Below are 22,297 nucleotides of genomic sequence, written 5' to 3' on the forward strand. Positions count from 1 at the left end.
CGCGTTGGTGAAGTCGAGTTGACGGCCTCACACTGGTGCCTCGTGGACGCAGCAACACTCACTCTCGTGCTCGTCATCGTGACGGCGCTGGCCTTCGACTTCACGAACGGCTTCCATGACACGGGCAACGCGATGGCGACCTCGATCGCCACCGGGGCCCTCAAGCCGAAGGTCGCCGTGGGGCTCTCGGCCATCCTCAACCTCGTCGGCGCCTTCCTGTCGGTCGAGGTCGCCCTCACGGTGACGAACGCCGTCGTCAACCTCCAGGACAAGTCGGGAGCGCCCAAGGAGGAGCTCCTCGCCGACGGCGGGCAGGCCCTGCTCCTCATCATCCTGGCCGGGCTCGTCGGCGGCATCGTGTGGAACCTGTTCACCTGGCTCTACGGCCTGCCGTCGAGCTCGTCGCACGCCCTGCTCGGCGGCCTCGTCGGCTCGACGATGGCGGGGATGGGGGTGAGCGGCGTCAAGTGGACCGGCGACGGCACGAAGCTCGACGGCGTCGTCGGCAAGATCCTCCTGCCGGCGCTCATCTCGCCGACCATCGCGATCCTCGTCGCGGCGGTCGGCACGTGGCTCGTCTTCCGGATCACGAACGGCGTCACCGAGCGCTACCGCCAGCAGGGCTTCCGCTGGGGCCAGGTCGGCTCCGCGTCGCTCGTCTCCCTCGCGCACGGCACGAACGACGCCCAGAAGACGATGGGCGTCATGACCCTGGCCCTCATCGCCGCGGGCGTCTGGACCGACACGACGAGCGTGCCGTTCTGGGTCAAGGTCTCGGCAGCGACCGCCATCGCCCTCGGCACGTGGCTCGGGGGGTGGCGGATCATCCGCACCCTCGGCAAGGGCCTCATCGACATCTCCCCCGCCCAGGGCATGGCCGCCGAGAGCAGCTCGGCCGCCGTCATCCTGTCCTCGAGCCACCTCGGGTTCGCGCTCTCGACGACCCACGTGGCGACGGGCTCGATCCTCGGGTCCGGCGTGGGCAAGGGGGCGGAGGTCCGCTGGAACATCGCCGGCCGGATGGTCGCCGCGTGGGCCATCACGCTGCCGTCGGCCGGGTTCGTCGGCGCCGTCACGTGGTTCATCGGCGACAGGATCGGCGGCGCCCTGGGCGCCGTCGTCATCTTCCTCATCCTCGCCGTGCTCTCGACGTGGATGTGGGTCCGGTCGCGCCGCGCCCCCATCGGGGCGCACAACGTCAACGACGAGTGGGAGGGCACTCCGAGGGTGTCGTCCAGCCCCGCCGCCCCGGGCGCCCCGGGCGCCCCGGGCGCATCGGGCGCATCGGCTGGTGCTCCTCCGGCTTCTCCGACCCCCCTGGTCGCACCGGTCGTCCCGGCCACGCCACCCACGGATGAGCCGGCCCCACGGCCGGACGCGGCCGCCGCGACCGGCGCGCCCCCGAGCAACGGCGCCGCGCCCACCCCGGCACCGGTGGCACCGGCGGCACCGGCCGAACGACCCCGAGACACGGTCCTGTAGAGGAGCACCCCCATGCACAACGTCACGTTCGCCCTCGAGGGCGCCATGCGCGTGCTCGTCGTCGGCCTCCTGCTCGGCGCCGGCCTTCCGGCGGTCTTCGCCCTCGGTGTCCGCGCCCTCGCCTACGGACAGGGCGGTGACGCGGAGGTCAGCCACGACCGCCCACACCCCGCCGGCAAGCTCCTCGCCGGGCTCGCCTTCGCCGTCGTCATCGGCGGGGTCGTCCTCGGGCTGACCGTCATCGTCGCCTCCGGCTTCGGGATGGAGGTCGTCTTCGACCCGTTCCCCACCCTCGTCGAGAAGGAGTGACCGCCCCGATGGCCCAGCTTGTCGCGTCCGTCCTCGCGTGGATCCGCGCGGGCTACCCCGACGGCATCCCCGACACCGAGGCCGCGGCCCTCAACGCCGTGCTCCAGGAGCGGCTCGGCGTCGAAGGCACGATGGACGTCCTGCGCCGGCTCGCCGACGAGGGGCGCCTGTCCGCCGCCGCGGCCGCGGCGATCATCCCCGACGAGCTACAGATCCGCCAGGTCTCGGCCCGGCTCGTGCTCGGCGGCTGGCCGCTCGGCGACACCCACGAGGACGAGGACGAGGCTCCCCCGCGCGAGGGCAGCCCGCTCGCCCGGATCGTCGCCTGGCTGCGAGAGGGCTACCCCGGCGGCGTCCCCGAGCACGACTACCTGCCGCTCCTCGCGCTCCTCGAGCGCCGCCTGACCCGCTCCGAGGTCAAGAAGGTGGCCAAGGCCCTGCGCCGCGCCGACGTCAGCCCGGCAGGCCCGGACGACATCGCCGCGGCCATCACGAGCGTCACGCACACCGACCCGAGCGAGAACGACCTGCGCCGCGTGCGCGACCAGCTCGCGAGCAAGGGCTGGCCGGTCGAGTTCCCCGACCCCGACCTGCCCTGAGGCTCCTCACCCCCGGGAGCGGACACAGCGACGCCCGTCCGGCTTCCCTCACGGACGGGCGTCGCTGGTCTCTGGGGTGCCGGGCTCAGGGCTCCAGGCCGAGGCGACGGGCGGAGCGAGCCCGCTGACGGCTCGCGCGCAGGCGGCGCAGGCGCTTGATGAGCATCGGGTCGTGCTCGAGGGCGGCGGGGTGGTCGATGAGGGCGTTGAGCACCTGGTAGTAGCGCGTCGAGCTCATGTCGAAGAGCTCCTTGATCGCGGTCTCCTTGGACCCGGCGTACTTCCACCACTGCCGCTCGAACGCGATGATCTCCCGGTCGCGCTCGGAGAGCCCCACCGCGGGGACTGCCGTGCTGAGCTGTTCGGAGGCGGCGCTCACGTGTTCCTCGACCCTTCGTCCGTGACCTGCTGAGCGCTCACTGTAACGGGCGAATGACATGCCTGTCATTCGCCCGGCCCGGTTGTCCCGGCGTGTCCGACCGTGGCCCGGCTCAGGAGTCACAGGCACCCCACCCACCCCGCGTGCCCTCGCCGGTCTCCCGCCGGGCGGCCGCTCAGGCCATCGTGTCGAGGATGGCGATGATGTCGGCCTCGCTCGTCTCGGGGTTGACGACCGCGAAGCGCGCGAGCGTCTCGCCCTCGTGCGTCGTCGGCACGACGAACGCGAACTCCTCCGCCAGCATCCGGTCCGACCACGCGGTGTAGTCGGCCGGGGACCAGCCGAGCCGCCGGAACACGACGACGGACAGGTCCCGGCCGCGCACCAGCTCGAGGTAGGGGCGGCGTCGCACCTCCTCCTCGGCGAAGCGCGCGACGTCGAGGGTGTGCTCGATCGCGGCCTCGTAGGCGTCGGTGCCGTTGACGGCGAGGGAGAACCAGAAGGGCAGGCCGCGTGCCCTACGGGTCAGGCCGACGGAGTAGTCCGTGGGGTTCCACTCGGGCGCCTCGGTGAGCACGTCGAGGTAGCCCGCCTTCTGGGTGTGGGCGGCGCGCGCCTCGGCCGGCTCGCGGTAGAGCAGGGCGCAGCAGTCGAACGGCGCGAAGAGCCACTTGTGCGGGTCGACGATGAACGAGTCGCAGTGCTCGATGCCGGTGTACAGGTCGCGCACCGAGGGAGCGGCGAGCCCGGCGCCGCCGTAGGCGCCGTCGACGTGGAACCAGATGCCGTACTCGCGACAGACCTCGGCCACCGAGGCCAGGTCGTCGATGATGCCGAAGTTCGTCGTGCCGCACGTCGCGACGACTGCGAAGAACGTCTCGGGGCCGTGCTCCTCGAGCACCGCCCGCAGGTTCGGGCCGGTGAGCCGCCACTGCTCGTCGGCCGGGACCCCGACGAACTCGGCGTCCATGACGTCGCACGCCGAGACGATCGAGGAGTGGGCGCCGGCGGTGGCGGCGACCCGGTTCGGACGGACGCCGACCGCGGCCGTGCGCCGGGCCGTGTGCCGAGCGGCGACGAGGGCCGACAGGTTGCCGATCGTCCCGCCGGGGGTGAAGACGCCCCCGGCCTCGGGCGGCATCCCCGCAAGGTCGGCGACCCAGCGCAGCGCCTGGTTCTCCGCGTAGACCGCGCCGGCGCCCTCGAGCCACGAGCCGCCGTAGATCGACGATGCGCCGACGACGAGGTCGAACATGACGGCGGCGTCGCTCGGCGCGCACGGGATGAACGAGAGGTAGCGCGGGTGGTCGGTCGACAGGCACGTCGGTGCGAGGCGATCGGCGAACAGGCGCATCGTCGCGACCCCGCCGAAGCCCTCGGCGGTGATCGTCTGCCCGACCCGCGCGTCGAGCTCGGCTTCGCTCATCGGCTGGTCGAGTGGCGGTGCGACGCGCACCCGGTTCTCCGCATACGACATGACCGCGTCCGCGAGCGCCGCGAGCTCGGTGTGCTTGTTCTCCTCGTAGACCTTCCCGTGCACGGCGGCGACTCTAGCCCTCGCGGTGGCCGAGCAAGTACGCCGCGAGGTGGGCCACCGTGTCGACGACGGCGGCCGGGCCGGCCGCCACGAGGGCCTGCCGCTCCCCTGCACCCCACGTGACGGCGACGGCCGCCATCCCGGCTGCCCGGGCCGCGAGCACGTCGACGATCGCGTCACCGACGTACACGCAGTCGGCCGGGTCGACGTCCAGGGTCGCGGCAGCGTGGAGGAGCGGGTCGGGCTCGGGCTTGTGCCGGGTCGTGTCCTCGAGGCCGGCCACGACGTCGACGAGGTGGTCGATGCCGACGCCCCTCAGGGCCAGCCGAGCCGTCTCGCGCCGTTTCGACGTGGCCACCGCGGTGCGCACCCCGGCCTCGGCGAGGGCGCCGAGCATCTCGGGGACGCCCGCGTACCGGCGGATGAGCCGCGCGGTGTTCGCGAGGTTCCACTCGCGGTAGACCCGGTCGAGCTCGTGGCCGTGGTCGGGGGCTTCGTCGAGCAGGGCGGGCAGGAGGGGGCGGCCGATCCAGGCACGGGCCCGCGCCTCCTCGACCTCCTCCTCGAGCACCGTGCGGAACGCGTGCTGGTACGAGGCGACGATGAGCGGGATGGTGTCGGCCAGCGTGCCGTCGAGGTCGAACAGCACGGTCCGGAAGCGGGGTTGCACCGGCCCAGTCTGCTGCCCCGGGTCCCCGGCCGTTGACCCACCCACCCCCGGAGTTGTGTGCCCGGGCGGTCGCCCGGGCAGCCGTCCGGGCACCCGACTCCGGCGGTGGACCACTCAGCGCAGGGTCTGGCGCACCGCCGAGAGGGCCGAGTCGAGCACCGTGCGCAACGTCTCGACCGTGAGGTCCTCGAGCCGGCCGGCGGCGTCGGCCCGACGCAGCTCGATGCGCAGGTCGTCACGGAACCGGCGCAGGAGGGCGTCGGCCTCGGTGAACCGGGCGTGCGAGGTCGCTCGGCCCGCCCCCCGCTGGGTCGCGCTCCTCGGGGCGGCGGCCCGAGCCTCCTGGGCCGCGGCCGCGAGCTCGGCACGCAGGCCGCTCATCGTGCCCCGCACGTCGTCGCGGACCCGGGCCGCCCGGTCCCGCACGGTGTCGGCGATGCCCTCCTCGAGGGCCGCCAGCTCACCACGCCGCTCGTCGAGCTCGAGGCGCCCGGAGTCCGTCAGCTCGTAGGTGCTGCGACGATCGTCCTCCGTGCGACGCACGAGCCCGTCCTCCTCGAGCTGGGCGAGCCGCGGGTAGATCGTCCCCGCACTCGGGCGGTAGGTGCCACCGAACCGGTCGGAGAGCGCGGTGATCACCTCGTAGCCGTGCATCGGCCGTTGCTCGAGCAGGGCCAGGACGTACAGGCGCAGCTGGCCGTGGGCGAAGACCGGCGGCACGTCAGGCCACCCCGGCCGCAGCCCCGCGCAGGAGCGTCACGTGGCCGGAGACGGTGGTGGCCGAGACGCGGCTGCGACCGTCGCCGGTGGAGACGTCGACGGAGCCCCCGGGGAAGGAACCCCCGTCGTGCGCCCGGCCGTCGACGACGACGCGACCTCCGACGGCACTCGCGGTGACGTGCACGCCTTCCCCCTCGGGGAGCCGCACCGTGACGTCGCCGGAGACCGACGTGGCGTCGATCGACGTCGACCCGGCCGTGACGTCGAGGGCGAGCTCTCCCGAGACGGTGTTGGCATGCACGCGTGCCAGGGCGCCGGATGCAGCCGCCTCCCCCGACACCGAGTTGATGTGGAGGTCACCGCTGTGGTCGCGCACCACGACCTCGCCCGAAACGGTGTTGGCACCGAGCGACCCTCGGGTGCCGTCGACGACGAGCGACCCCGAGACCGTCGAGACGGATGCCGTGGCCTGCAGTCCCGCGAGCAGCCCGTCGGCGCTGACCGTGCCGACCTTGGTCGGCAGGTCGGGTGGCACGGCGACGCTGATGTCGGCCCGGTCCCTGTCGCGGAAGTTGCGGAACCTCTCCAGGAAGCCCTCCCACCCACCGAGGGTGAAGGCGTACCCGACGCGCAGCTCACCGTCGGTGAGGGACACCTCGAGCGGCCGACCGTCGACCGAGTGCACCTCGAGGCGGACTCCCGGCGCGTCATGGGTGACGACGTCGATGCGCCCGCCGACCACCTGGACCCGCAGGGAGCGCACCTCGTCGATGTCGATGACCTGCGGGCCGGTGACGACCCAGGACTCCTCCGCCATGACCGGCTCCTCACGATATGTCGCGTTCTCTATTCACGATATATCGCGAATACCGCGACCACAACCCCCGTGGGGCGCCGAGGTGGTCGACGGGGCAGCCGCCCCGGCCGTCCCCGCTGGTGGCGCGCCCGGCATCCGGCGATACGGTGGGACGGATGAGCACGACGACCCCCGCACGGCCCCTGCGCGACCTCGTGCACCCGTCCTGGGCCCGGGCCCTCGCGCCCGTGGAGCCGGTCGTCGCGCGACTCGGTGAGTTCCTGCGCGCCGAGGTCGTCGCCGGGCGCGGCTACCTGCCGGGCGGCCCGCACGTGCTCCGCGCGTTCGAGCGGCCGCTGGATGCCGTGCGCGTCCTCGTCGTCGGCCAGGACCCCTACCCCACCCCCGGCCACGCGGTCGGGCTGTCGTTCTCCGTGGCGCCCGACGTGCGACCCGTCCCGCGCAGCCTCGCCAACATCTTCACCGAGCTCGAGGGCGACCTCGGCCTGCCGCCGCCGAGCAGCGGGGACCTCACGCCGTGGGCCGACCAGGGCGTGCTGCTCCTCAACCGGGTGCTCACCGTCTCACCGGGGAAGCCGGCGAGCCATCGCGGCAAGGGCTGGGAGGAGGTCACGGCACGGGCCATCGAGGCACTCGTCGAGCGGGGAGGCCCGCTCGTCGCCGTGCTCTGGGGCCGCGACGCCCGCGCCCTCGTGCCGCGCCTGCCCGGCATCCCGTGCGTCGAGTCCCCCCATCCGAGTCCCCTGTCGGCGCACGCGGGGTTCTTCGGGTCCCGACCGTTCAGCCGCGCCAACGACCTGCTCGCCCGACAGGGCGCCGACCCCGTGGACTGGAGGATCCCGTGAACCCCGCCCCGACCACCCGGCCCGTGTGGACCCGCTATGTCGCCATCGGCGACTCGTTCACCGAGGGGATGTCCGACCCCGACCCCGACCGTCCGGGCTCGTACGTCGGCTGGGCCGACCGGCTGGCCCGCCACCTCGACCTCGTCGCGGAGAAGGAGCACCTGCCCTTCGGCTACGCCAACCTCGCCGTGCGCGGCCGCAAGCTCGACGACGTCGTCGGCGCCCAGCTCGACACCGCCGTCTCGCTCCAGCCCGACCTCGTCTCGATGGTCGGCGGAGGCAACGACCTGCTCCGCCCGAGCGTCGACCTCGACGACCTCGCCGCCCGCCTCGAGGAGGCCGTCGTCCGGCTCCGCCACACCGGTGCCGACGTGCTCCTCGCGACCCCCACCGACACCCGGGATGCCGGGCTGTTCAAGGCGCTGCGCCCCCGGCACGCGGTGCACACCGCGAACATCTTCACCATCGCCCAGCGGCACGACTGCTTCGTGCTCAACCTGTGGGGGATGGCGGCGCTGCGCGACTGGCGGATGTGGAGCGAGGACCGCATCCACCTCACGAGCGAGGGGCACCGTCGGGTGGCGCTCGCCGCGCTCACCGCCCTCGGCCACCGCACCGACCTCGCCGACTGGACGACTCCGCTGCCACCGCCCGACCGGGCCACCCGGCGCGAGGAGCTGCTCGGCCACGCCGAGTGGGCCCGCACCCACGCCGCCCCGTGGGTGCAGCGGCGCCTGCGGGGCGAGTCCTCGGGCGACCGGCTCGTCGCGAAGCGACCGATGCTGCTGCGCTTCCGCGACCCGCACGGGGAGCCACGCCACCACGCCCTCCCCGACGGCTGACGACCCCGGCCGACGGCCGCCCCGGGCCGACGCGCGCACCCCACCCGTCGCGGCGCCGGCCCGCGCGTGGCGCCATGTGACGGCGCCGAGCCGCCCGTGGCGCCATGTGACGGCGCCGAACCGCCCGTGGCGCCCACGTGACGGGGCCGGCCCGCCCGTCGTACGTCACACGTGACGGCGCTTTCACCCGGCGTCCCACCCCGGGCAACGTACCTACAGTGGCCTCGTGGGTTGGCTGCCCAGGCTGCTGGCGCTGGTCGCGGCGATCCTCCTCCTGGGGACCGCCGCGGGCCCCACCCCGGTCGCCGCCGCCCCGGCCGATCCCTCGGGAGAGGTCGTCCTCCAGCTGTTCTGGGGGGACGGCTGCCCGCACTGCGCCGCCGAGAAGGAGTGGCTCGAGCAGGCGGTGGAGGACCACCCCGGCCTCGTCGTCGAGCAGTTCGAGGTCTGGGGCGACGCGGACAACCAGCAGCTGTTCCTGCGGACCGCCGACGAGCTGGGCTTCGAGCCGAGCGGGGTGCCCACGACCGTCATCGGGGAGCGCTACTGGGTCGGCTGGTCCGACACCGTGCGCGACGAGATCGCGGCCGAGGTCGAGCGGACCCTGTCGGCGGGAACCGACCCGGTGCCCACGGACCAGCCGAGCACCGCGAGCGTCGACGTCCCGCTCGTCGGGCCCGTCGAGGTGGGCAGCGGCTCGCTCGTCCTGTCGACCCTGGTCATCGGGTTCGTCGACGGGGTGAACCCGTGCTCGCTGTGGGTCATCTCCGTCCTCCTCGCGATCGTCGTGCGCTCCGCGAGCCGTCGCCGGGTGCTCCTCGTCGGGTCGACCTTCCTCGCGGTGACCGCCGCGATGTACGCGGCGTACATGGCCGGCATCTACTCGGCGATGGGCGTCATCGGGCACCTGGGGGCGGTCCAGGTCGTCGTGGCCGTCGTCGCAGGGGTGTTCGGGGCCATCAACGTCAAGGACTACGTCGCCTTCAGGAAGGGAGTCTCACTCACCATCCCGGAGTCGTCGAAGCCCGGGATCTACGCGCGGGTGCGCACCGCGGCGGGCCGGCGGGAGCTGCTCCCCGCGCTCGGCGCCACGGTCGTGCTCGCGGTCGCCGTCTCGCTGCTGGAGACGCCGTGCACGGCGGGCTTCCCGGTGCTGTGGACCGGCCTGCTCGAGGCCAACGGGGTGAGCACGGCGCAGGCCGCGGGGCTGTTCGGCCTGTACATGGCGCCGTTCCTCCTCGACGAGCTCGTCGTGTTCGGCCTCGCGGTCGCGACGATGCGCGCGACGAAGGTCCAGGAGCGCCACGGCCGGCTGCTCAAGCTCGTCGCCGGGACGCTCATGCTCGCCCTCGCCGGCACGGTGCTCGTCGCCCCCGAGGCGATGACCCGCCCGGCGACCGCGGCTCTCGTCTTCGCCGGCGCCTTCGCGACGGCCGGCGCGGTGCACCTCGTGACGCGGGCGGTCCGCGGGGACCCGTGGTCGAGCGGTGAGCCGTCGCAGACGAGTCGCCGGCGGCCGACGCCCGTCCGGAGTCGCCGCTGAGCCGACGTCGCCCATCGGGTCTCGATCCGCAGGTGCGGCGCTATCCTGTCTGCCATGACGCACCTGCGGGTCTCCGAGGCGGCCGTGCTGCTCGGGGTCTCGGACGACACCGTCCGCCGGATGGTCGACGCCGGGCGCCTGCCGAGCCACCACGACGACGCCGGGCGGCTCGTCGTCGCCGGGGCCGACCTCGCCGCCGTCGCGCAGGAGCTCGCCCGTCCCGCCCCGGTCGGCGTCGTCGCGGACGAGTCGGCACGCAACCGGATGCGCGGCATCGTCACCCGCGTGCTCACGGACACCGTCATGGCCCAGGTCGAGCTGCAGTGCGGCCCGTTCCGCATCGTGTCGCTCATGTCCCGCGAGGCCGTCGACGACCTCGGGCTCGAGGTGGGCTCGGTGGCCGTCGCGTCGATCAAGTCGACGAACGTCGTCGTCGGTGTGCCGCGATGAGGTGCCCGGATGCCGTCCCGCTCGCCCTCGTGGCCCTCCTCCTCGGCGCGTGCGGCGCCTCCGTCGACGGCCCCGCCGCCCCGACCGCGGCGGGCACGGCCGGCGCGGGCACGGCATCCTCCCGCGTCGACGGGGAGGTGACCGTGCTCGCCGCCGCGTCCCTCGCGGCACCGCTGACCTCGCTCGTCCGGGCGTACGAGACGGAGCACCCGGGCACGTCGGTGCGGCTCGGCTTCGGGTCGAGCACGACGCTCGCCCAGCAGGTGGCGCAGGGCGCGCCGGCCGACCTGCTCGCCACCGCCGGCACCGACGCCCTCGACCGGCTCGGCGACGCGGCGCCCACCGAGACGACGACGATCGCCCGCAACACCCTCGAGATCGCGACCCCCCGGGACGACCCCGCCGGGATCGACGGCCTCGTCGACCTCGCCCGCGAGGACGCCGCCGTCGTGCTCTGCGCCGCGACCGTCCCCTGCGGCGCGGCGGCCGACGAGGTGCTCGCCCGGGCGGGGGTCGCGGCCCACGTCGTCTCGCGGGAGATCGACGTCGGCGCGACCCTGGCCAAGGTGGCCCTCGGCGAGGCGGACGCGGCGATCGTCTACCACTCCGACGTCGTGTCGGCCGGCGGCGCAGTGCGCGGGGTCGAGATCCCGGCGGAGCAGAACACGACCCTGGACTACCCGCTCGCACGCTTCGGCGACGACCCCGGGGCCCGGGACTTCGCGGCCTACCTCGCCGGCCCCGCGGGCCGGGCGGCCCTGGCCGCCGCGGGCTTCCTCCCACCGTGACGACCACGACTGCGAGCCCGACCACGGCGGGCGGTGCGGCCCCGGCGGCACGGGTGCGCCTGTCCCGCGCGCTCATCGTCGTGCCGGCGGTGCTCGCCGCGCTCGTCGTCGTGCTCCCGCTCGTCGGGCTGCTCGCGGGGGTCGAGTGGAGAGGGCTCCCGGCCCGGCTCGCCGACCCCGCGGTGCGGCCCGCCGTCCGGCTGTCGCTCGTCACGACGCTCGCGACGGTCGTCGTGTGCTGGGCCCTCGGCACCCCCCTCGCGTGGCTGCTCTCGCGGGCCGACGGCCGGGGCGCGACGTGGCTGCGCGCCGTCGTCACCGTGCCGGTCGTGCTGCCCCCGGTCGTCGGCGGCGTCGCCCTGCTGCTCGCGTACGGCCGTCGTGGGCTCGTCGGGGAGCCGCTGCTCGAGGTGCTCGGGCTGCGCATCCCCTTCACCCCGATCGCGGTCGTGCTGGCCCAGGTCTTCGTCTCCCTCCCCTTCTACGTCCTGGCCGTCGAGGGGGCGATGCGGGGGATCGACCGCCGCCTCATCGACGTCTCGGCCACCCTCGGCGCTCGCCCCCTGCGCGTGCTGTTGCGAGTCGCCCTGCCACTCGCTGCCCCCGGGATCGTCGCCGGCACCGCGCTCGCGTGGGCGCGGGCGCTCGGCGAGTTCGGCGCGACGATCACCTTCGCCGGCAACTTCGCGGGCGAGACGCAGACCGCCTCGCTCCTCGTCTACGTCGCGCTCCAGGACGACCATCAGACCGCCGTGGCGCTCAGCCTCGCCATGCTCGCGGTCGCCGTCGCGGTGCTCGGGCTGCTGCGCGGTCGGTGGGTGCGGTGAGCCTCGACGCCCTCGTGCGCCTCTCCCGTGGCGGGCTCGACCTCGACCTCCCGCTGCGCGCCGGCGACGGGGAGGTGGTCGCCGTGCTCGGGCCCAACGGCGCCGGCAAGACGACCGCGCTGCACGTCCTCGCCGGGCTGGTCCGCCTCGGTGGCGGGCACGTCCGGGTCGACGACGAGGTCTGGGCTGGCGATGGCATCCACGTCGACCCCTCGCTGCGGCGGGTCGGCCTGCTCGCGGCCGACCACCTCCTGTTCCCGCACCTGTCGGCCCGGGCGAACGTCGCGTTCGGGCCACGCAGCCGGGGGACGTCGCGGGCGGATGCGGCGGCCCGCGCCGACGCCGAGCTCGACGCCCTCGGGGCCCTCGACCTCGCCGGGCTCCGCCCGGACCGGCTCTCGCACGGCCAGGCCCAGCGGGTGGCCATCGCGCGCGCCCTGGCCACCGACCCGCGGCTGCTCCTGCTCGACGAGCCCCTGTCGGCCCTCGACCCCGAGCTGCGCCCGCTCGTGCGGGCGACCCTCGCCGCCCGGCTGCGCACGTACCGCGGGTCGACGGTGCTCGTGACCCACGACCCGCTCGACGCCCTCACCCTCGCCGACCACCTCGTCTTCGTCGAGGCCGGCCGGGTCGTCCAGGAGGGCAGCCCCGCCGACGTCGTGGCCCGCCCCCGCAACGCCTACGTCGCGCACGTCGTCGGCCTCAACCTCTATCCCGGGGACGCGGTGGGGGCCGACACGGTGACGACGGCGCTCGGCCCGGTCGTGACGTCGGGGCACGAGCACCGCGGCGCCTCGTGGGTCGCGTTCGCGCCGGCCGCGGTCGCGCTCTACCCCCACCGCCCCGACGGCTCGCCGCGCAACACCTGGCCGGGTCGGGTCGTGGCGGTCGAGCTCGTCGGGCAGAGCGCCCGGGTCCGCCTCGCCGCCGAGGGCGGCGCGACGGTCGTCGCGGAGGTCACGCCGGCATCCGTCGCCGCGCTCCGGCTGCACCCGGGCACCGACCTGTGGGCCGGCGTCAAGGCCACCGAGGTCAGCGCGTACCCCGCCTGAACCCTCGCACCGCCCCGGTCGGGACTCGGCGCCCGTCGGACCGTCTCGGTACGCTCGGGACCATGGCAGCGACGAGGCTCATGCCGACCGAGGAGGCTCAGGACCTCATCGACCTGACCCGCGAGATCTGCGACAAGGAGCTCCGGCCGGCCGTCGACGAGGCCGAGCGGGCCGCGGCGAGCGGGGAGTCGTTCCCCACGGAGGTGTTCCGCACCCTGGGGCGGGCGGGCCTGCTCTCGCTGCCCCACCCGGAGCAGTTCGGCGGGTACGGGCAGCCGTATGAGGTCTACCTCCAGGTCGTCGAGGAGATCGCGTCGGCGTGGATGAGCGTCGCCGTCGGGGTGTCGGTGCACTCCCTCACCGCCTACCCCGTCACGACCTTCGGCACCCCGGCCCAGCAGGAGGCCCTGCTGCCCGGGATGCTCTCGGGCGAGCAGCTCGGCGCGTACTGCCTGTCCGAGCAGCAGGCCGGCTCCGACGTCGGGTCGATGACGACGCGCGCGGTCGCAGACGCCACCGGCGCGGGTGAGCCCACGGGCTACACGGTGCGCGGCCGCAAGGCGTGGATCAGCCACGCCGGCCACGCCGACTACTACACGACCTTCGCCCGGACCTCCGACGATGGCAGCAGGGGGCTGTCCTGCCTCGTCGTCCCCGGCGACGCGCCGGGCCTGTCGTTCGGCGCCCCCGAGCGCAAGATGGGCCTGCACTGCGACACCGTGCGCGAGGTGATGTTCGACGACGTGCCCGTCGAGGCCTCGCGGCGGATCGGCGCCGAGGGCCAGGGCATGGCCATCGCGCTCTCGGCCCTGGATGCCGGCCGCCTCGGCATCGCGGCCGCCGCGACAGGGCTGGCCCAGTCCGCCCTCGACCTCGCGGCGTCGTACGCGAAGGAACGCCGCCAGTTCGGCCGCGCCATCGCCGACAACCAGGGGCTGGCCTTCCTCATCGCCGACATGGAGGCCGCGGTGACGAGCGCCCGGGCGACCTACCTGCACGCCGCCCGGCTCAAGGACGCCGGGCGGGCGTTCTCGAAGGAGGCCGCGGTCGCCAAGCTGACGGCGACCGATGCCGCGATGCGGGTCACGACGGATGCCGTCCAGGTGCTCGGCGGTGCCGGCTACACGCAGGACTTCCCGGCCGAGCGGTTCATGCGCGAGGCGAAGGTCACCCAGATCTTCGAGGGGACGAACCAGATCCAGCGGCTCGTCATCAGCCGACACGTCCTGCGGTGAGCCCGACGCCTGCGGTGAGCCCGACGGCTGCGTCCCGCTCGACCCGCCCCCACCAGCGACCGACGCCTGGAGCACGCATGCACACCCACCTCCGCCTCCTCGCCGTCCTCGCCGTCGTCACGCTGGCCACGGCCTGCGGCACCTCACCGGGCGGGTCCGACGAGACGACGGGCAGCCCCGGTCCCGGCACGGCGGTGCCGAGCGCGTCGGGGAGCGTGGCGCCGTCGGCGTCCGGGTCGGCGACCGAGGCGTCACCGGGCGGCGGCCCGACGGGGGCCGCGCCGGTCCCCTCCGGACTGCGCGAGCAGCCACGGGTGGTCGCGGCGATCGAGGACACCGCGGCCCGCGAGGACGTCCCCGTCGACGAGGTCGTCATCGCGGCCTGGAGCCCCGTGACGTGGAACGACGGGTCGATGGGCTGCCCGCAGGAAGGCATGTCCTACACCCAGGCCACGATCGAGGGCGAGCTGCTCATCCTGCGCGTCGACGGCGGGCTGTTCCAGTACCACGCCCGCACCGGCGGCCCGTTCATGTACTGCGCCTCGCCGTCGGCCGGCTACCGGGTCGGCGGCTGAGTGGGGGCGGCTGACCTGATGAGTCGGGGCGGCTGACCTCACCCGGACCGTCCACCCCGACCCGCCGATCCCGACCCACGGACCTCGGACGCCGACCCACGGACCCGCGGATCCCGACCCGCGGACGACAGCGACCGGGCCAACTCATACCTGGCCCGGTCCCCACCTTTATAGGCACTCGGCACGGCCCGCCCGGTGACCGACACGCGGCATCCCGGATCCTGCGGGCTCAGGAGGAGCTCGCCGGCTCAGGGCGACACCCGCCCCTGACCGGGCGAGGTGCTCCTGAGCCCGCGGTCATGGGTCGACGTCACGCGAGATCCCCGGCAGGAGCGTCTGTCCGCCCCGCAGGGCCTCGAGGGCCGCCGGGTGGACCTCCTCGAGGTGCCGCAGGCTCTTGCGCCGGTACCGCACGAGCTGGACGATGCCGATCCCCCAGAACACGAACTGCACCGACATCGCCGCCCGGAAGTGGTCGAGCGTGTAGGTCTCTGGCCCACCGGGGGCCAGCTGGTCGAGCACGACGCCGATGAGCGCGATCGTCACGAGGGATGCCGTGAAGCCGCCGATGTTGACGACCCCCGTGGCCCGGCCCAGCCTCGACGACGGGTGGAAGGTGCGCGCGAGGTCGAACCCGACCATCGACCCCGGTCCCCCCATCGCGGTCACGACGACGAGCACGACGAGCAGCCACACCGGTGCGGGTCCGGGCCAGAGGAGCACGACCGCCCAGACCGTGACGATCGAGAGCACGATGCCCAGCACGAGCTGCGAGCGCCGGTAGGGCACCCGCGCCGTGAACGCCGCGACGAGCGGTCCGGCCGCCATCGCCGTGACCGTCATGACGACGAGCAACCACGACGCGAGGCCCGGGGCCAGTCCCTCACCGCTCACGAGGAACGGGTACCCCCACAACATCGTGAAGACGGTCGCGCCGAACTGCGCCGTGAAGTGCACCCACAGCCCGAGCTGGGTGCCCGGGTTGCCCCACACCTCGCCGAGGGTCCGGGCGAGCGCGCGCACCTTGATCCGCTCGACCGCCTCCCCGCGGTACGGAGAGTCCTTGACGAGGAGCACGAGGAGCACCGACAGCACGATGCCGACGCCCGCCGCCGTCGCGAACGAGCGGGTCCAGCCCCAGGTGGCGAGCGCGGCGGCCAGCGGCGTCGCCGCGGCGATCGCGCCGACCTGGCCGACCATGCCGGTGAGCTGGGTGACGAACGGCGCCTGCTTGACCCGGAACCACACGGCGACGAGCCGGAGCAGCGAGGTGAAGATCATCGCGTCGCCCGCACCGAGCAGGATCCGGGCCGCGATGCCGACCTCGAAGGACCCCGCGAAGGCGAACCACATCTGCCCGGCCGTCATGAGCAGCAGCCCGGTCAGCATGAGCGTCCTCGAGCCGAAGCGGTCGAGGAGCACCCCGACGGGGATCTGCATCGCGGCGTAGACGCTCAGCTGGACCACGGTGAAGGTCGCGAGCTGGGCCGCGGTGATGTCGAACCGGTCGGCCGCGAGCAGCCCCGCGACGCCGAGCGAGGTGCGGTGGAAGACGGCGAGGACGTACACGGCCAGACCGACGAGCCAGATGACCCACGCGCGCCGCCGCCCGATGTTGTGCACCTGGCGCAGCACGGGACGGGTCACCACCGAAGTCTAGGAGCGCGGGCGGGCAGGCCCGGCGCCGTGCCCGGCGGCCGGCCCGCGAGTTCCCCGGCGGAGCCGCGCCTGCCGACAGGCAGTCGGGCACCCCGGCCGCCGCGACGAGCACGGTGGCATCTCGGCGACCCACCCACTGCCTGTTCGCGGGAGCACTCGAGCAGGCTCCCGGTGCCCGACGACGGCCCGACGACGGCCCGGAGGGCTCCGGGTCAGCGGGTCGCGCGCTCCTCGGCCACGCTGTTGCCTCCGTCGACGACGAGCACCTGCCCCGTGACGTAGCCCGCGCCGGGCGAGGCGAGGAACGCCACCGCCGCCGCGACCTCGTCCGCGGTGCCGGAGCGCCCCGCCGGTGTGACCTGCCCCTCGCGCGCCTCCGACGGCGTCTGCGACCCCGTCGCGATCCATCCCGGCGCCACGGCGTTGACGGTCACGCCGTGCGGTGCCTCGTCGACGGCGAGCGCGCGGGCGAACCCCACGAGACCGGCCTTGGCCGCGGCGTACGCGACGTCGGCCCGCATCGCCATGACGGGTCCCGACACCGACGACACCATGACGACCCGGCCCCGACCGCTCGCCCGCAGGTGCGGCAGTGCCGCGCGGGTCATGAGGAAGGCCGTGTCGAGGTTGCGCCCCATCGACGCCTCCCAGCGCTCCGGGGGGGTGCCGAGCAGGTCGCCCTCGAGGTAGTCGCCGCCAGCGGCGACCGAGACCATGCCCGCGTTGTTGACGAGCACGTCGAGCCCGCCGCCCAGGTCGAGGGAGGCCGCCACGACCGCGGCCGCACCCTCCTCGGTCGTGAGGTCGGCGGCGACGCCCGCCGCCGCGTGCCCGGCATCCCGCAGCTCGGCGACCCGCTCGCGCACCCGGTCCGTCGTGGCGCCGAGGACGACCGAGGCACCGCACTCGGCCAGCAGCCGGGCGCACGCCATCCCGATGCCGGTCGGCGACCCGGCGCCGGTGACGACGGCGGTGCGACCCGTGAGGTCGAACGCCGCGGGGAGGTGCCGGGACACGCTCAGCCGACGGCGGCGGTGAAGGACTCCTCGAGCACGTCCATGCCCTCGTGGAGGAGGTCGTCCGAGATGGACAGCGGCGGCAGGAACCGGAAGACGTTGCCGTACGTGCCGCACGTCAGCGTGATGAGCCCGCGCTCGTGGCACCCCTTGTTGACCGCGGCGGTGAGGGCGGACGCGGGCTCCTTGGTCGCGGGGTCCGTGACGAGCTCCATGGCGATCATCGCGCCGCGGCCGCGCACCTCCCCGACCTCGTCGTACTTCTCCGCGAGGCGGCCGAGCCGGTCGGTGAGGACGTCGCCGATCTCGCGGGCCCGTCCGGCGAGGTCCTCCTCCTCCATCGTCTCGATGGCGGCGAGGGCCGCGGCGCACGCGACGGGGTTGCCGCCGTACGTGCCGCCGAGGCCGCCGGCGTGCACGGCATCCATGAGGTCGGATCGGCCGGTGACCGCGGCGAGCGGCATCCCGCCGGCGATGCCCTTGGCCGCGGTGAGGAGGTCGGGCACGACGCCCTCGTGGTCGCAGGCGAACCAGTCTCCGGTGCGGCAGAAGCCCGACTGCACCTCGTCGGCGATGAGCAGGATGCCGTGCTCGCGGCACCAGTCGGCCAGCCCCGGGAGGAAACCCTCCGGCGGCACGATGAACCCGCCCTCGCCCTGGATCGGCTCGATGATGACGGCCGCCGTGTTCTCCTCGCCGACCTGGGCGTGGATCTGGTCGGTCACGGTGCGCAGAGCCTGCTCGGCACAGTGCTCGGCGCCACCCGGCCAGCGGTAGGGGTAGGCCATCGGCACCCGGTAGAGCTCGTTGGCGAACGGGCCGAAGCGGTGCTTGTAGGGCATGTTCTTCGCGGTGAGGCCCATCGTGAGGTTCGTGCGGCCGTGGTAGCCGTGGTCGAACGCGACGATCGCCGGGCGGCCGGTGGCGTGGCGGGCGATCTTCACGGCGTTCTCGACGGCCTCGGCACCGGAGTTGAACAGCGCCGAGCGCTTCTCGTGGTCGCCCGGGGTCACCTCGTTGAGCTTCTCGCAGACCCGCACGTACGTGTCGTACGGCGTGACCATGAAGCAGGTGTGCGTGAAGGCGGCGATCTGCGCGGTGACGGCGTCGATGACCCGCTGGTTGCCGTTGCCGACGGTCGTCACGGCGATGCCGGAGCCGAAGTCGATGAGCTGGTTGCCGTCGGCGTCGCGCACGATGCCGCCGGCGCCCTCGGTGACGTACACCGGCAGCCCGGTGCTCACGCCGGCGGCGACGGCGGCGGTCTTGCGCGCCTGCATCGCCTGGGAGGCCGGCCCGGGGATGGGGGTTGCCAGAATCCGCTTCTGCTCGATCATGGGCCGATCCTATCCGTGCCCGTAGGCGCTCGGAACTACGGATTCCGTCGGATCGGCGCTCCCTGCCGGGTGACGAGGCGGGATGCCGGCCACGGCCCGGGATCCGTGCGTCACGACCGCCCCGCCGCCGGCGGGGACGGGGTAGGCATGGAGGACGACGACACGAAGGAGGCACGCCATGCCCAGGCGCAAGGGCCCCGGCCCGTCGGTGAAGGACCCCGAGCTCTACGAGGCGCTGCGCGACGACGGCGCGAGCAAGGAGAAGGCGGCGCGGATCGCGAACGCCGCCGCGAACACGTCCCGGTCGGCGGTCGGGCGCAAGGGCGGGCGCGCCGGCGACTACGACGACTGGACGAAGAAGGAGCTGCTCGCCCGGGCCCGCGAGGTCGGCATCGAGGGTCGGTCGACGATGTCGAAGTCGGAGCTGGTCGACGCCCTGCGCAACCACTGACCCGGGCCCGAGGCCACGGAATCCCGGGTGCGAGGACGGTGTCGGACCCGATGACCCCCACGGTGGCGTCGCTCCGCCGCAGGACGCCGGCCGCGTCCGTGGGAATGGTGGGTACGCTGACGGGAGGTCATGACATCCACCCCGATCGTCATGGCAGACCCGGAGAACGGACATCGTCGTGAGGCTCCTGCTCGTCGAGGACGAACGCCCGCTCGCGGCGGCCCTCGGCGACGCCCTCCGCGAGGACGGCTGGGTCGTCGACCACGCGGGTGACGGCGTCGAGGGGCTGCGGCTCGCCCTCAACGGCGCGTACGACGTCATCGTGCTCGACATCATGCTGCCGTCGATGAACGGCTACGACGTGCTGCGGCACCTGCGTGGGCAGCGGGTGTGGGCGCCGGTGCTCATGCTCACCGCCAAGGACGGCGAGTACGACCAGACCGACGCCTTCGAGCTCGGTGCCGACGACTACGTCACGAAGCCGTTCAGCACGCCGGTGCTCCTCGCCCGCCTGCAGGCGCTGTCGCGGCGCGGCGCGCCCGAGCGCCCCGTCTCCCTCACGGTCGGCTGCCTCACCCTCGACCCCACGACTCGTCGGGTCATCCGTGAGGGGCGCGAGATCCAGCTCACGGCGCGCGAGTACTCCCTCCTCCACCACCTCATGCGCAAGGCCGGACAGGTGCAGAGCAAGGCGGAGATCCTCGAGAACGTCTGGGACTCCGACTACCCGGGCGCCGACAACGTCGTCGAGGTGTACATCGGCTACCTGCGGCGCAAGATCGACGCCCCGTTCGAGACAAAGTCGCTCGAGACCGTGCGCGGGATGGGCTACCGGCTCAACCCGGTCGCGTGTCCGTAGGCAGCCTCACCGCGAACCGGCACCAGCCCTCGGGGCTCTCCTCGGCGACGACGGTGCCCCCGTGCGCCCGGACGATCTCGGCGACGATCGCGAGGCCGAGCCCCGCGCCGCCGGTGTCCCGGGTGCGCGAGTCGTCGAGCCGCACGAACCGTGCGAAGACCCGGGACCGGTCCTCGGGTGCGACGGGTGGCCCGTCGTTGTCGACGACGACGAGCGCGCTGTCACCGTCGCGCGTGAGGGCGAGCCGCACGGCATCCTCGCGGTGCCGCTCCGCGTTCTCGAGCAGGTTGCGCACGACCCGGCCGAGGCGCATCGCGTCACCCCGCACCCGCACCGGCTCGACCGACACGTCGAGCGGCATCCCCCGGGCCCGCAGCACACCCGACTCCGCGAGCACGATGTCGTCGAGGTCGACCTCGGCGACCTGCAGGGTCATCGCGTGCTCGTCGGCCGAGGCGAGGGTCAGCAGGTCGTCGACGAGCAGCGACAGCCGGTCGACCTCGGCGGAGGCGCGCGCCGCGACGAGCCGGCGCTCCTCGAGCGGACGGTCCTCGGCGAGGCGGTCGAGGAGCACCCGGATCGTCGCGAGCGGGCTACGCAGCTCGTGGCCCGCGTCGGCGACGAAGGCCCGCCGCGACGCATCGGCGCGGCGGAGCCGGTCGAGGACGCCGTTGAGGGTCTCGGCGAGCTTCGCGAGCTCGTCGCGCCCGGCCGGTACCTCGAGGGCCGGGGCGGGCCGCGAGGAGGCGATGTCCTCGACCTGGTCACGCATCCGTTCGACGGGGCGCAGGGCCTGGCCGACGGCGAAGGTCGTGACGGCACCGAGGAGCGCGATGAGCCCGACGGCGCCGATGAGGGCGAACTCCGTGGAGCGGCGCAGGGCCGTCGTGTCGACCTGGGTCGCGACGGCGACGAGGGCGGTGTAGCGGCGCCCGTCGAGGCTCGGGGCATCGGCCGCCGCAACGACGAACGCCCGCTCGTCGAGGCCGGGGATCGACCGGGTCGTCGTGAGCCGCACCTCGCCGGGTGCCACGGCCGGGTCTGCGAGCGGCCGGGTCACCGCGGCGTCGGTCGTCACGACGACGACCCCCGCCTCGTCGACGATCTGGGCGACCCGGTTCCCGACGGTCAGCTCGTGGGTGACCATGAGGTCGTCGACGGTGTGCAGGCTGAGCTCCGCCCGCAGCTCGGCGGCCTCGGCCGCGGCGATCTCGCGAGCCGACGCCTCGAGCACCTGGCCGAGGGAGAGGTAGACGATCCCCGCGATCGCCGCGCTCACGAGCAGCACCACCGGCATCGTCAGCGCGAGGATGCGGCTGCGCAGGCCGAGCCGGGGCGACATGGGCCGAGTCTAGGTAGGGGTGTCGGTGAGCCGTCTGGGGCCGGATGCCGTCGCGCCCGTCGCGGGGTGCAGTCACCCCGGCGGGGTGAGGCGGGCGGCGGCCGGGGCGCCGTAGGAAGGAAGGGCCCGCGACTGCCGAGAGGGACCACATGACCACGACCGCCACCGTAGAGGCCCACGGGCCCATCGACTTCGTCCTCATCGAGTTCCCGAGCGACGAGCGCCAGACCGAGGCCGCCGACGCGCTCTTCGAGCTCGTCGAGGCCGGGACCGTCCGCCTGCTCGACCTGCTCGTCGTCCGCAAGTACGCCGACGGCACCCTCGAGATCATGGACCTCAACACCCTGGGCGGCGAGGCGTCCTTCAGCCGGTTCGTCGGCGCCCGCTCGGGCCTGCTCGGCGAGGACGACGTCGACGAGGCCGGCGCCGCACTGGGCCCGGGCACCACGGCCGCGCTCATCGTGTACGAGAACAGCTGGGCCGCACCCTTCGTCGCCGCGGTCCGCCGTGGCGGCGGCGAGCTCGTCGCCAGCACCCGCATCCCTGCGTCGGACGTCATGGACGCCCTCGACGCCCTCGAGTCGACCGAAAGCGAGTAAAGACCATGCCCGGACTCCTGCGCGGCGTCGCCCGCACCGCCGTCGTCGCCGGCACGGCGACCGCTGTGAGCGGCCGCGTCCAGCGCCGTCAGGCGGAGAAGTATGCCGACCGCGACGCCGGCATCGCCGCCCAGCGCACCCAGTCCTATCAGGAGCAGGTCCAGGCGGCGGCCCCGCCGCCCGCCGCGGCTCCGGCCCCGCCTCCGGCTCCCGCTCCGACCGCGACGACCGACCTCGTGGCCCAGCTCAAGGCCCTCGCCGAGCTGCGCGACCAGGGCATCCTCACCGACGAGGAGTTCGCGGACCAGAAGGCCAAGCTGCTGGGCTGACCCCCACCCCGACGCGGCGCGAGGGGGTGCGGGGT

General features: G+C 74.1%; 25 protein-coding genes. 16 read left to right on the forward strand and 9 right to left on the reverse strand.

Annotated elements, in window-relative coordinates; genetic code table 11:
- Window positions 1–42 precede the first annotated feature (42 nt).
- The 3 genes from ABD899_RS01280 to ABD899_RS01290 are packed head-to-tail and all read left to right on the forward strand — an operon-like array spanning window position 43 to window position 2,390.
- Window positions 43–1,482, forward strand: a complete 1,440-nt coding sequence (locus tag ABD899_RS01280; RefSeq protein ID WP_345201413.1) for an inorganic phosphate transporter — start codon at window positions 43–45, stop codon at window positions 1,480–1,482.
- A 12-nt stretch (window positions 1,483–1,494) separates the two neighbouring features.
- Complete coding sequence (locus ABD899_RS01285) at window positions 1,495–1,791, forward strand: hypothetical protein (RefSeq protein ID WP_345201415.1); 297 nt, start codon at window positions 1,495–1,497, stop codon at window positions 1,789–1,791.
- Window positions 1,792–1,799: 8 nt separating this feature from the next.
- Window positions 1,800–2,390 (forward strand): DUF3349 domain-containing protein, encoded by a 591-nt coding sequence (locus ABD899_RS01290; RefSeq protein ID WP_345201417.1) that lies wholly within the window; start codon window positions 1,800–1,802, stop codon window positions 2,388–2,390.
- A gap of 85 nt (window positions 2,391–2,475) precedes the next feature.
- Here ABD899_RS01290 and ABD899_RS01295 read toward each other — a convergent pair whose 3' ends face one another.
- The 5 genes from ABD899_RS01295 to ABD899_RS01315 form a co-directional block, all read right to left on the reverse strand.
- Window positions 2,476–2,769 (reverse strand): DUF3263 domain-containing protein, encoded by a 294-nt coding sequence (locus ABD899_RS01295; RefSeq protein WP_345201419.1) that lies wholly within the window; start codon window positions 2,767–2,769, stop codon window positions 2,476–2,478.
- Window positions 2,770–2,944: 175 nt separating this feature from the next.
- A complete protein-coding gene (locus tag ABD899_RS01300) occupies window positions 2,945–4,246 on the reverse strand; it encodes a pyridoxal phosphate-dependent decarboxylase family protein (protein WP_425474929.1) in 1,302 nt (433 codons plus the stop codon).
- 73 nt (window positions 4,247–4,319) lie between these two features.
- The gene (locus ABD899_RS01305) at window positions 4,320–4,976 is read right to left on the reverse strand and encodes an HAD family hydrolase (RefSeq protein ID WP_345201423.1); all 657 of its coding nucleotides are present in this window, start codon (window positions 4,974–4,976) and stop codon (window positions 4,320–4,322) included.
- 114 nt (window positions 4,977–5,090) lie between these two features.
- Window positions 5,091–5,696 (reverse strand): PadR family transcriptional regulator, encoded by a 606-nt coding sequence (locus ABD899_RS01310; RefSeq protein WP_345201424.1) that lies wholly within the window; start codon window positions 5,694–5,696, stop codon window positions 5,091–5,093.
- A gap of 1 nt (window position 5,697) precedes the next feature.
- Window positions 5,698–6,513, reverse strand: a complete 816-nt coding sequence (locus tag ABD899_RS01315) for a DUF4097 family beta strand repeat-containing protein (RefSeq protein ID WP_345201427.1) — start codon at window positions 6,511–6,513, stop codon at window positions 5,698–5,700.
- Window positions 6,514–6,668: 155 nt separating this feature from the next.
- Here ABD899_RS01315 and ABD899_RS01320 point away from each other — a divergent pair, with 155 nt between their 5' ends.
- The 9 genes from ABD899_RS01320 (at window position 6,669) to ABD899_RS01360 (ending at window position 14,670) form a co-directional block, all read left to right on the forward strand.
- Window positions 6,669–7,358, forward strand: a complete 690-nt coding sequence (locus tag ABD899_RS01320; protein WP_345201428.1) for a uracil-DNA glycosylase — start codon at window positions 6,669–6,671, stop codon at window positions 7,356–7,358.
- Entirely contained in the window at window positions 7,355–8,200 is an 846-nt protein-coding gene (locus ABD899_RS01325; protein ID WP_345201430.1) for an SGNH/GDSL hydrolase family protein, read from the forward strand. Before ABD899_RS01320 ends, ABD899_RS01325 begins: the two co-directional genes overlap by 4 nt.
- 226 nt (window positions 8,201–8,426) lie before the next feature.
- Window positions 8,427–9,743: a glutaredoxin family protein gene (locus tag ABD899_RS01330; protein WP_345201432.1), complete on the forward strand. Its 1,317-nt coding sequence runs from the start codon at window positions 8,427–8,429 to the stop codon at window positions 9,741–9,743.
- A gap of 54 nt (window positions 9,744–9,797) precedes the next feature.
- On the forward strand, window positions 9,798–10,193 hold the full coding sequence (locus tag ABD899_RS01335) for a TOBE domain-containing protein (protein WP_345201434.1): 396 nt from the start codon (window positions 9,798–9,800) through the stop codon (window positions 10,191–10,193).
- A complete protein-coding gene (gene modA, locus ABD899_RS01340) occupies window positions 10,190–10,981 on the forward strand; it encodes a molybdate ABC transporter substrate-binding protein (protein ID WP_345201435.1) in 792 nt (263 codons plus the stop codon). The genes ABD899_RS01335 and modA overlap by 4 nt, the downstream gene beginning before the upstream one ends.
- Window positions 10,978–11,808, forward strand: a complete 831-nt coding sequence (locus tag ABD899_RS01345; RefSeq protein ID WP_345201437.1) for an ABC transporter permease — start codon at window positions 10,978–10,980, stop codon at window positions 11,806–11,808. The genes modA and ABD899_RS01345 overlap by 4 nt, the downstream gene beginning before the upstream one ends.
- Window positions 11,805–12,860, forward strand: coding sequence for an ABC transporter ATP-binding protein (locus tag ABD899_RS01350; RefSeq protein ID WP_345201439.1), 1,056 nt, complete (start codon window positions 11,805–11,807; stop codon window positions 12,858–12,860). Before ABD899_RS01345 ends, ABD899_RS01350 begins: the two co-directional genes overlap by 4 nt.
- Before the next feature lie 62 nt (window positions 12,861–12,922).
- Entirely contained in the window at window positions 12,923–14,095 is a 1,173-nt protein-coding gene (locus ABD899_RS01355; RefSeq protein WP_345201441.1) for an acyl-CoA dehydrogenase family protein, read from the forward strand.
- Between the two features lie 77 nt (window positions 14,096–14,172).
- Window positions 14,173–14,670: a hypothetical protein gene (locus tag ABD899_RS01360; RefSeq protein ID WP_345201442.1), complete on the forward strand. Its 498-nt coding sequence runs from the start codon at window positions 14,173–14,175 to the stop codon at window positions 14,668–14,670.
- A 297-nt stretch (window positions 14,671–14,967) separates the two neighbouring features.
- Here the strand turns inward: ABD899_RS01360 and ABD899_RS01365 are convergent, their stop codons facing one another.
- The 3 genes from ABD899_RS01365 to gabT all read right to left on the reverse strand — a co-directional run bounded on the left by ABD899_RS01365 (window position 14,968) and on the right by gabT (window position 18,682).
- Entirely contained in the window at window positions 14,968–16,317 is a 1,350-nt protein-coding gene (locus ABD899_RS01365) for an MFS transporter (protein WP_345201444.1), read from the reverse strand.
- 224 nt (window positions 16,318–16,541) lie between these two features.
- Window positions 16,542–17,345, reverse strand: a complete 804-nt coding sequence (locus ABD899_RS01370) for an SDR family NAD(P)-dependent oxidoreductase (protein WP_345201446.1) — start codon at window positions 17,343–17,345, stop codon at window positions 16,542–16,544.
- 2 nt (window positions 17,346–17,347) lie between these two features.
- Window positions 17,348–18,682: a 4-aminobutyrate--2-oxoglutarate transaminase gene (gabT, locus tag ABD899_RS01375; protein ID WP_345201448.1), complete on the reverse strand. Its 1,335-nt coding sequence runs from the start codon at window positions 18,680–18,682 to the stop codon at window positions 17,348–17,350.
- 178 nt (window positions 18,683–18,860) lie between these two features.
- Between gabT and ABD899_RS01380 the strand changes: the two genes are divergently transcribed.
- Both ABD899_RS01380 and ABD899_RS01385 read left to right on the forward strand, forming a co-directional pair.
- Window positions 18,861–19,133: a Rho termination factor N-terminal domain-containing protein gene (locus tag ABD899_RS01380; protein ID WP_345201449.1), complete on the forward strand. Its 273-nt coding sequence runs from the start codon at window positions 18,861–18,863 to the stop codon at window positions 19,131–19,133.
- A gap of 178 nt (window positions 19,134–19,311) precedes the next feature.
- Window positions 19,312–19,992: a response regulator transcription factor gene (locus tag ABD899_RS01385; protein WP_345201451.1), complete on the forward strand. Its 681-nt coding sequence runs from the start codon at window positions 19,312–19,314 to the stop codon at window positions 19,990–19,992.
- Here the strand turns inward: ABD899_RS01385 and ABD899_RS01390 are convergent.
- Window positions 19,970–21,334, reverse strand: coding sequence for a sensor histidine kinase (locus ABD899_RS01390; protein WP_345201452.1), 1,365 nt, complete (start codon window positions 21,332–21,334; stop codon window positions 19,970–19,972). The genes ABD899_RS01385 and ABD899_RS01390 overlap by 23 nt on opposite strands.
- Before the next feature lie 149 nt (window positions 21,335–21,483).
- On the opposite strand from ABD899_RS01390, the gene ABD899_RS01395 reads away from it, so the two are divergent.
- Both ABD899_RS01395 and ABD899_RS01400 read left to right on the forward strand, forming a co-directional pair.
- Window positions 21,484–21,933, forward strand: a complete 450-nt coding sequence (locus ABD899_RS01395; RefSeq protein ID WP_345201454.1) for a DUF6325 family protein — start codon at window positions 21,484–21,486, stop codon at window positions 21,931–21,933.
- A 5-nt stretch (window positions 21,934–21,938) separates the two neighbouring features.
- Window positions 21,939–22,262, forward strand: a complete 324-nt coding sequence (locus tag ABD899_RS01400; RefSeq protein ID WP_345201456.1) for an SHOCT domain-containing protein — start codon at window positions 21,939–21,941, stop codon at window positions 22,260–22,262.
- Window positions 22,263–22,297 lie beyond the last annotated feature (35 nt).

It is taken from the genome of Fodinibacter luteus, from assembly GCF_039541575.1.
Taxonomy (GTDB): Bacteria; Actinomycetota; Actinomycetes; order Actinomycetales; family Dermatophilaceae; genus Fodinibacter; species Fodinibacter luteus.

Excerpts from the sequence above, each read along its gene's own strand:
- modA (WP_345201435.1), top strand. The coding sequence starts at position 10,190 with ATGAGGTGCCCGGATGCCGTCCCGCTCGCCCTCGTGGCCCTCCTCCTC.
- ABD899_RS01400 (WP_345201456.1), top strand. The coding sequence starts at position 21,939 with ATGCCCGGACTCCTGCGCGGCGTCGCCCGCACCGCCGTCGTCGCCGGC.
- ABD899_RS01300 (WP_425474929.1), bottom strand. The coding sequence starts at position 4,246 with ATGTCGTATGCGGAGAACCGGGTGCGCGTCGCACCGCCACTCGACCAG.
- ABD899_RS01390 (WP_345201452.1), bottom strand. The coding sequence starts at position 21,334 with ATGTCGCCCCGGCTCGGCCTGCGCAGCCGCATCCTCGCGCTGACGATG.
- ABD899_RS01355 (WP_345201441.1), top strand. The coding sequence starts at position 12,923 with ATGGCAGCGACGAGGCTCATGCCGACCGAGGAGGCTCAGGACCTCATC.
- ABD899_RS01380 (WP_345201449.1), top strand. The coding sequence starts at position 18,861 with ATGCCCAGGCGCAAGGGCCCCGGCCCGTCGGTGAAGGACCCCGAGCTC.
- ABD899_RS01315 (WP_345201427.1), bottom strand. The coding sequence starts at position 6,513 with ATGGCGGAGGAGTCCTGGGTCGTCACCGGCCCGCAGGTCATCGACATC.
- ABD899_RS01320 (WP_345201428.1), top strand. The coding sequence starts at position 6,669 with ATGAGCACGACGACCCCCGCACGGCCCCTGCGCGACCTCGTGCACCCG.
- ABD899_RS01335 (WP_345201434.1), top strand. The coding sequence starts at position 9,798 with ATGACGCACCTGCGGGTCTCCGAGGCGGCCGTGCTGCTCGGGGTCTCG.
- ABD899_RS01360 (WP_345201442.1), top strand. The coding sequence starts at position 14,173 with ATGCACACCCACCTCCGCCTCCTCGCCGTCCTCGCCGTCGTCACGCTG.
- gabT (WP_345201448.1), bottom strand. The coding sequence starts at position 18,682 with ATGATCGAGCAGAAGCGGATTCTGGCAACCCCCATCCCCGGGCCGGCC.
- ABD899_RS01395 (WP_345201454.1), top strand. The coding sequence starts at position 21,484 with ATGACCACGACCGCCACCGTAGAGGCCCACGGGCCCATCGACTTCGTC.
- ABD899_RS01290 (WP_345201417.1), top strand. The coding sequence starts at position 1,800 with ATGGCCCAGCTTGTCGCGTCCGTCCTCGCGTGGATCCGCGCGGGCTAC.
- ABD899_RS01285 (WP_345201415.1), top strand. The coding sequence starts at position 1,495 with ATGCACAACGTCACGTTCGCCCTCGAGGGCGCCATGCGCGTGCTCGTC.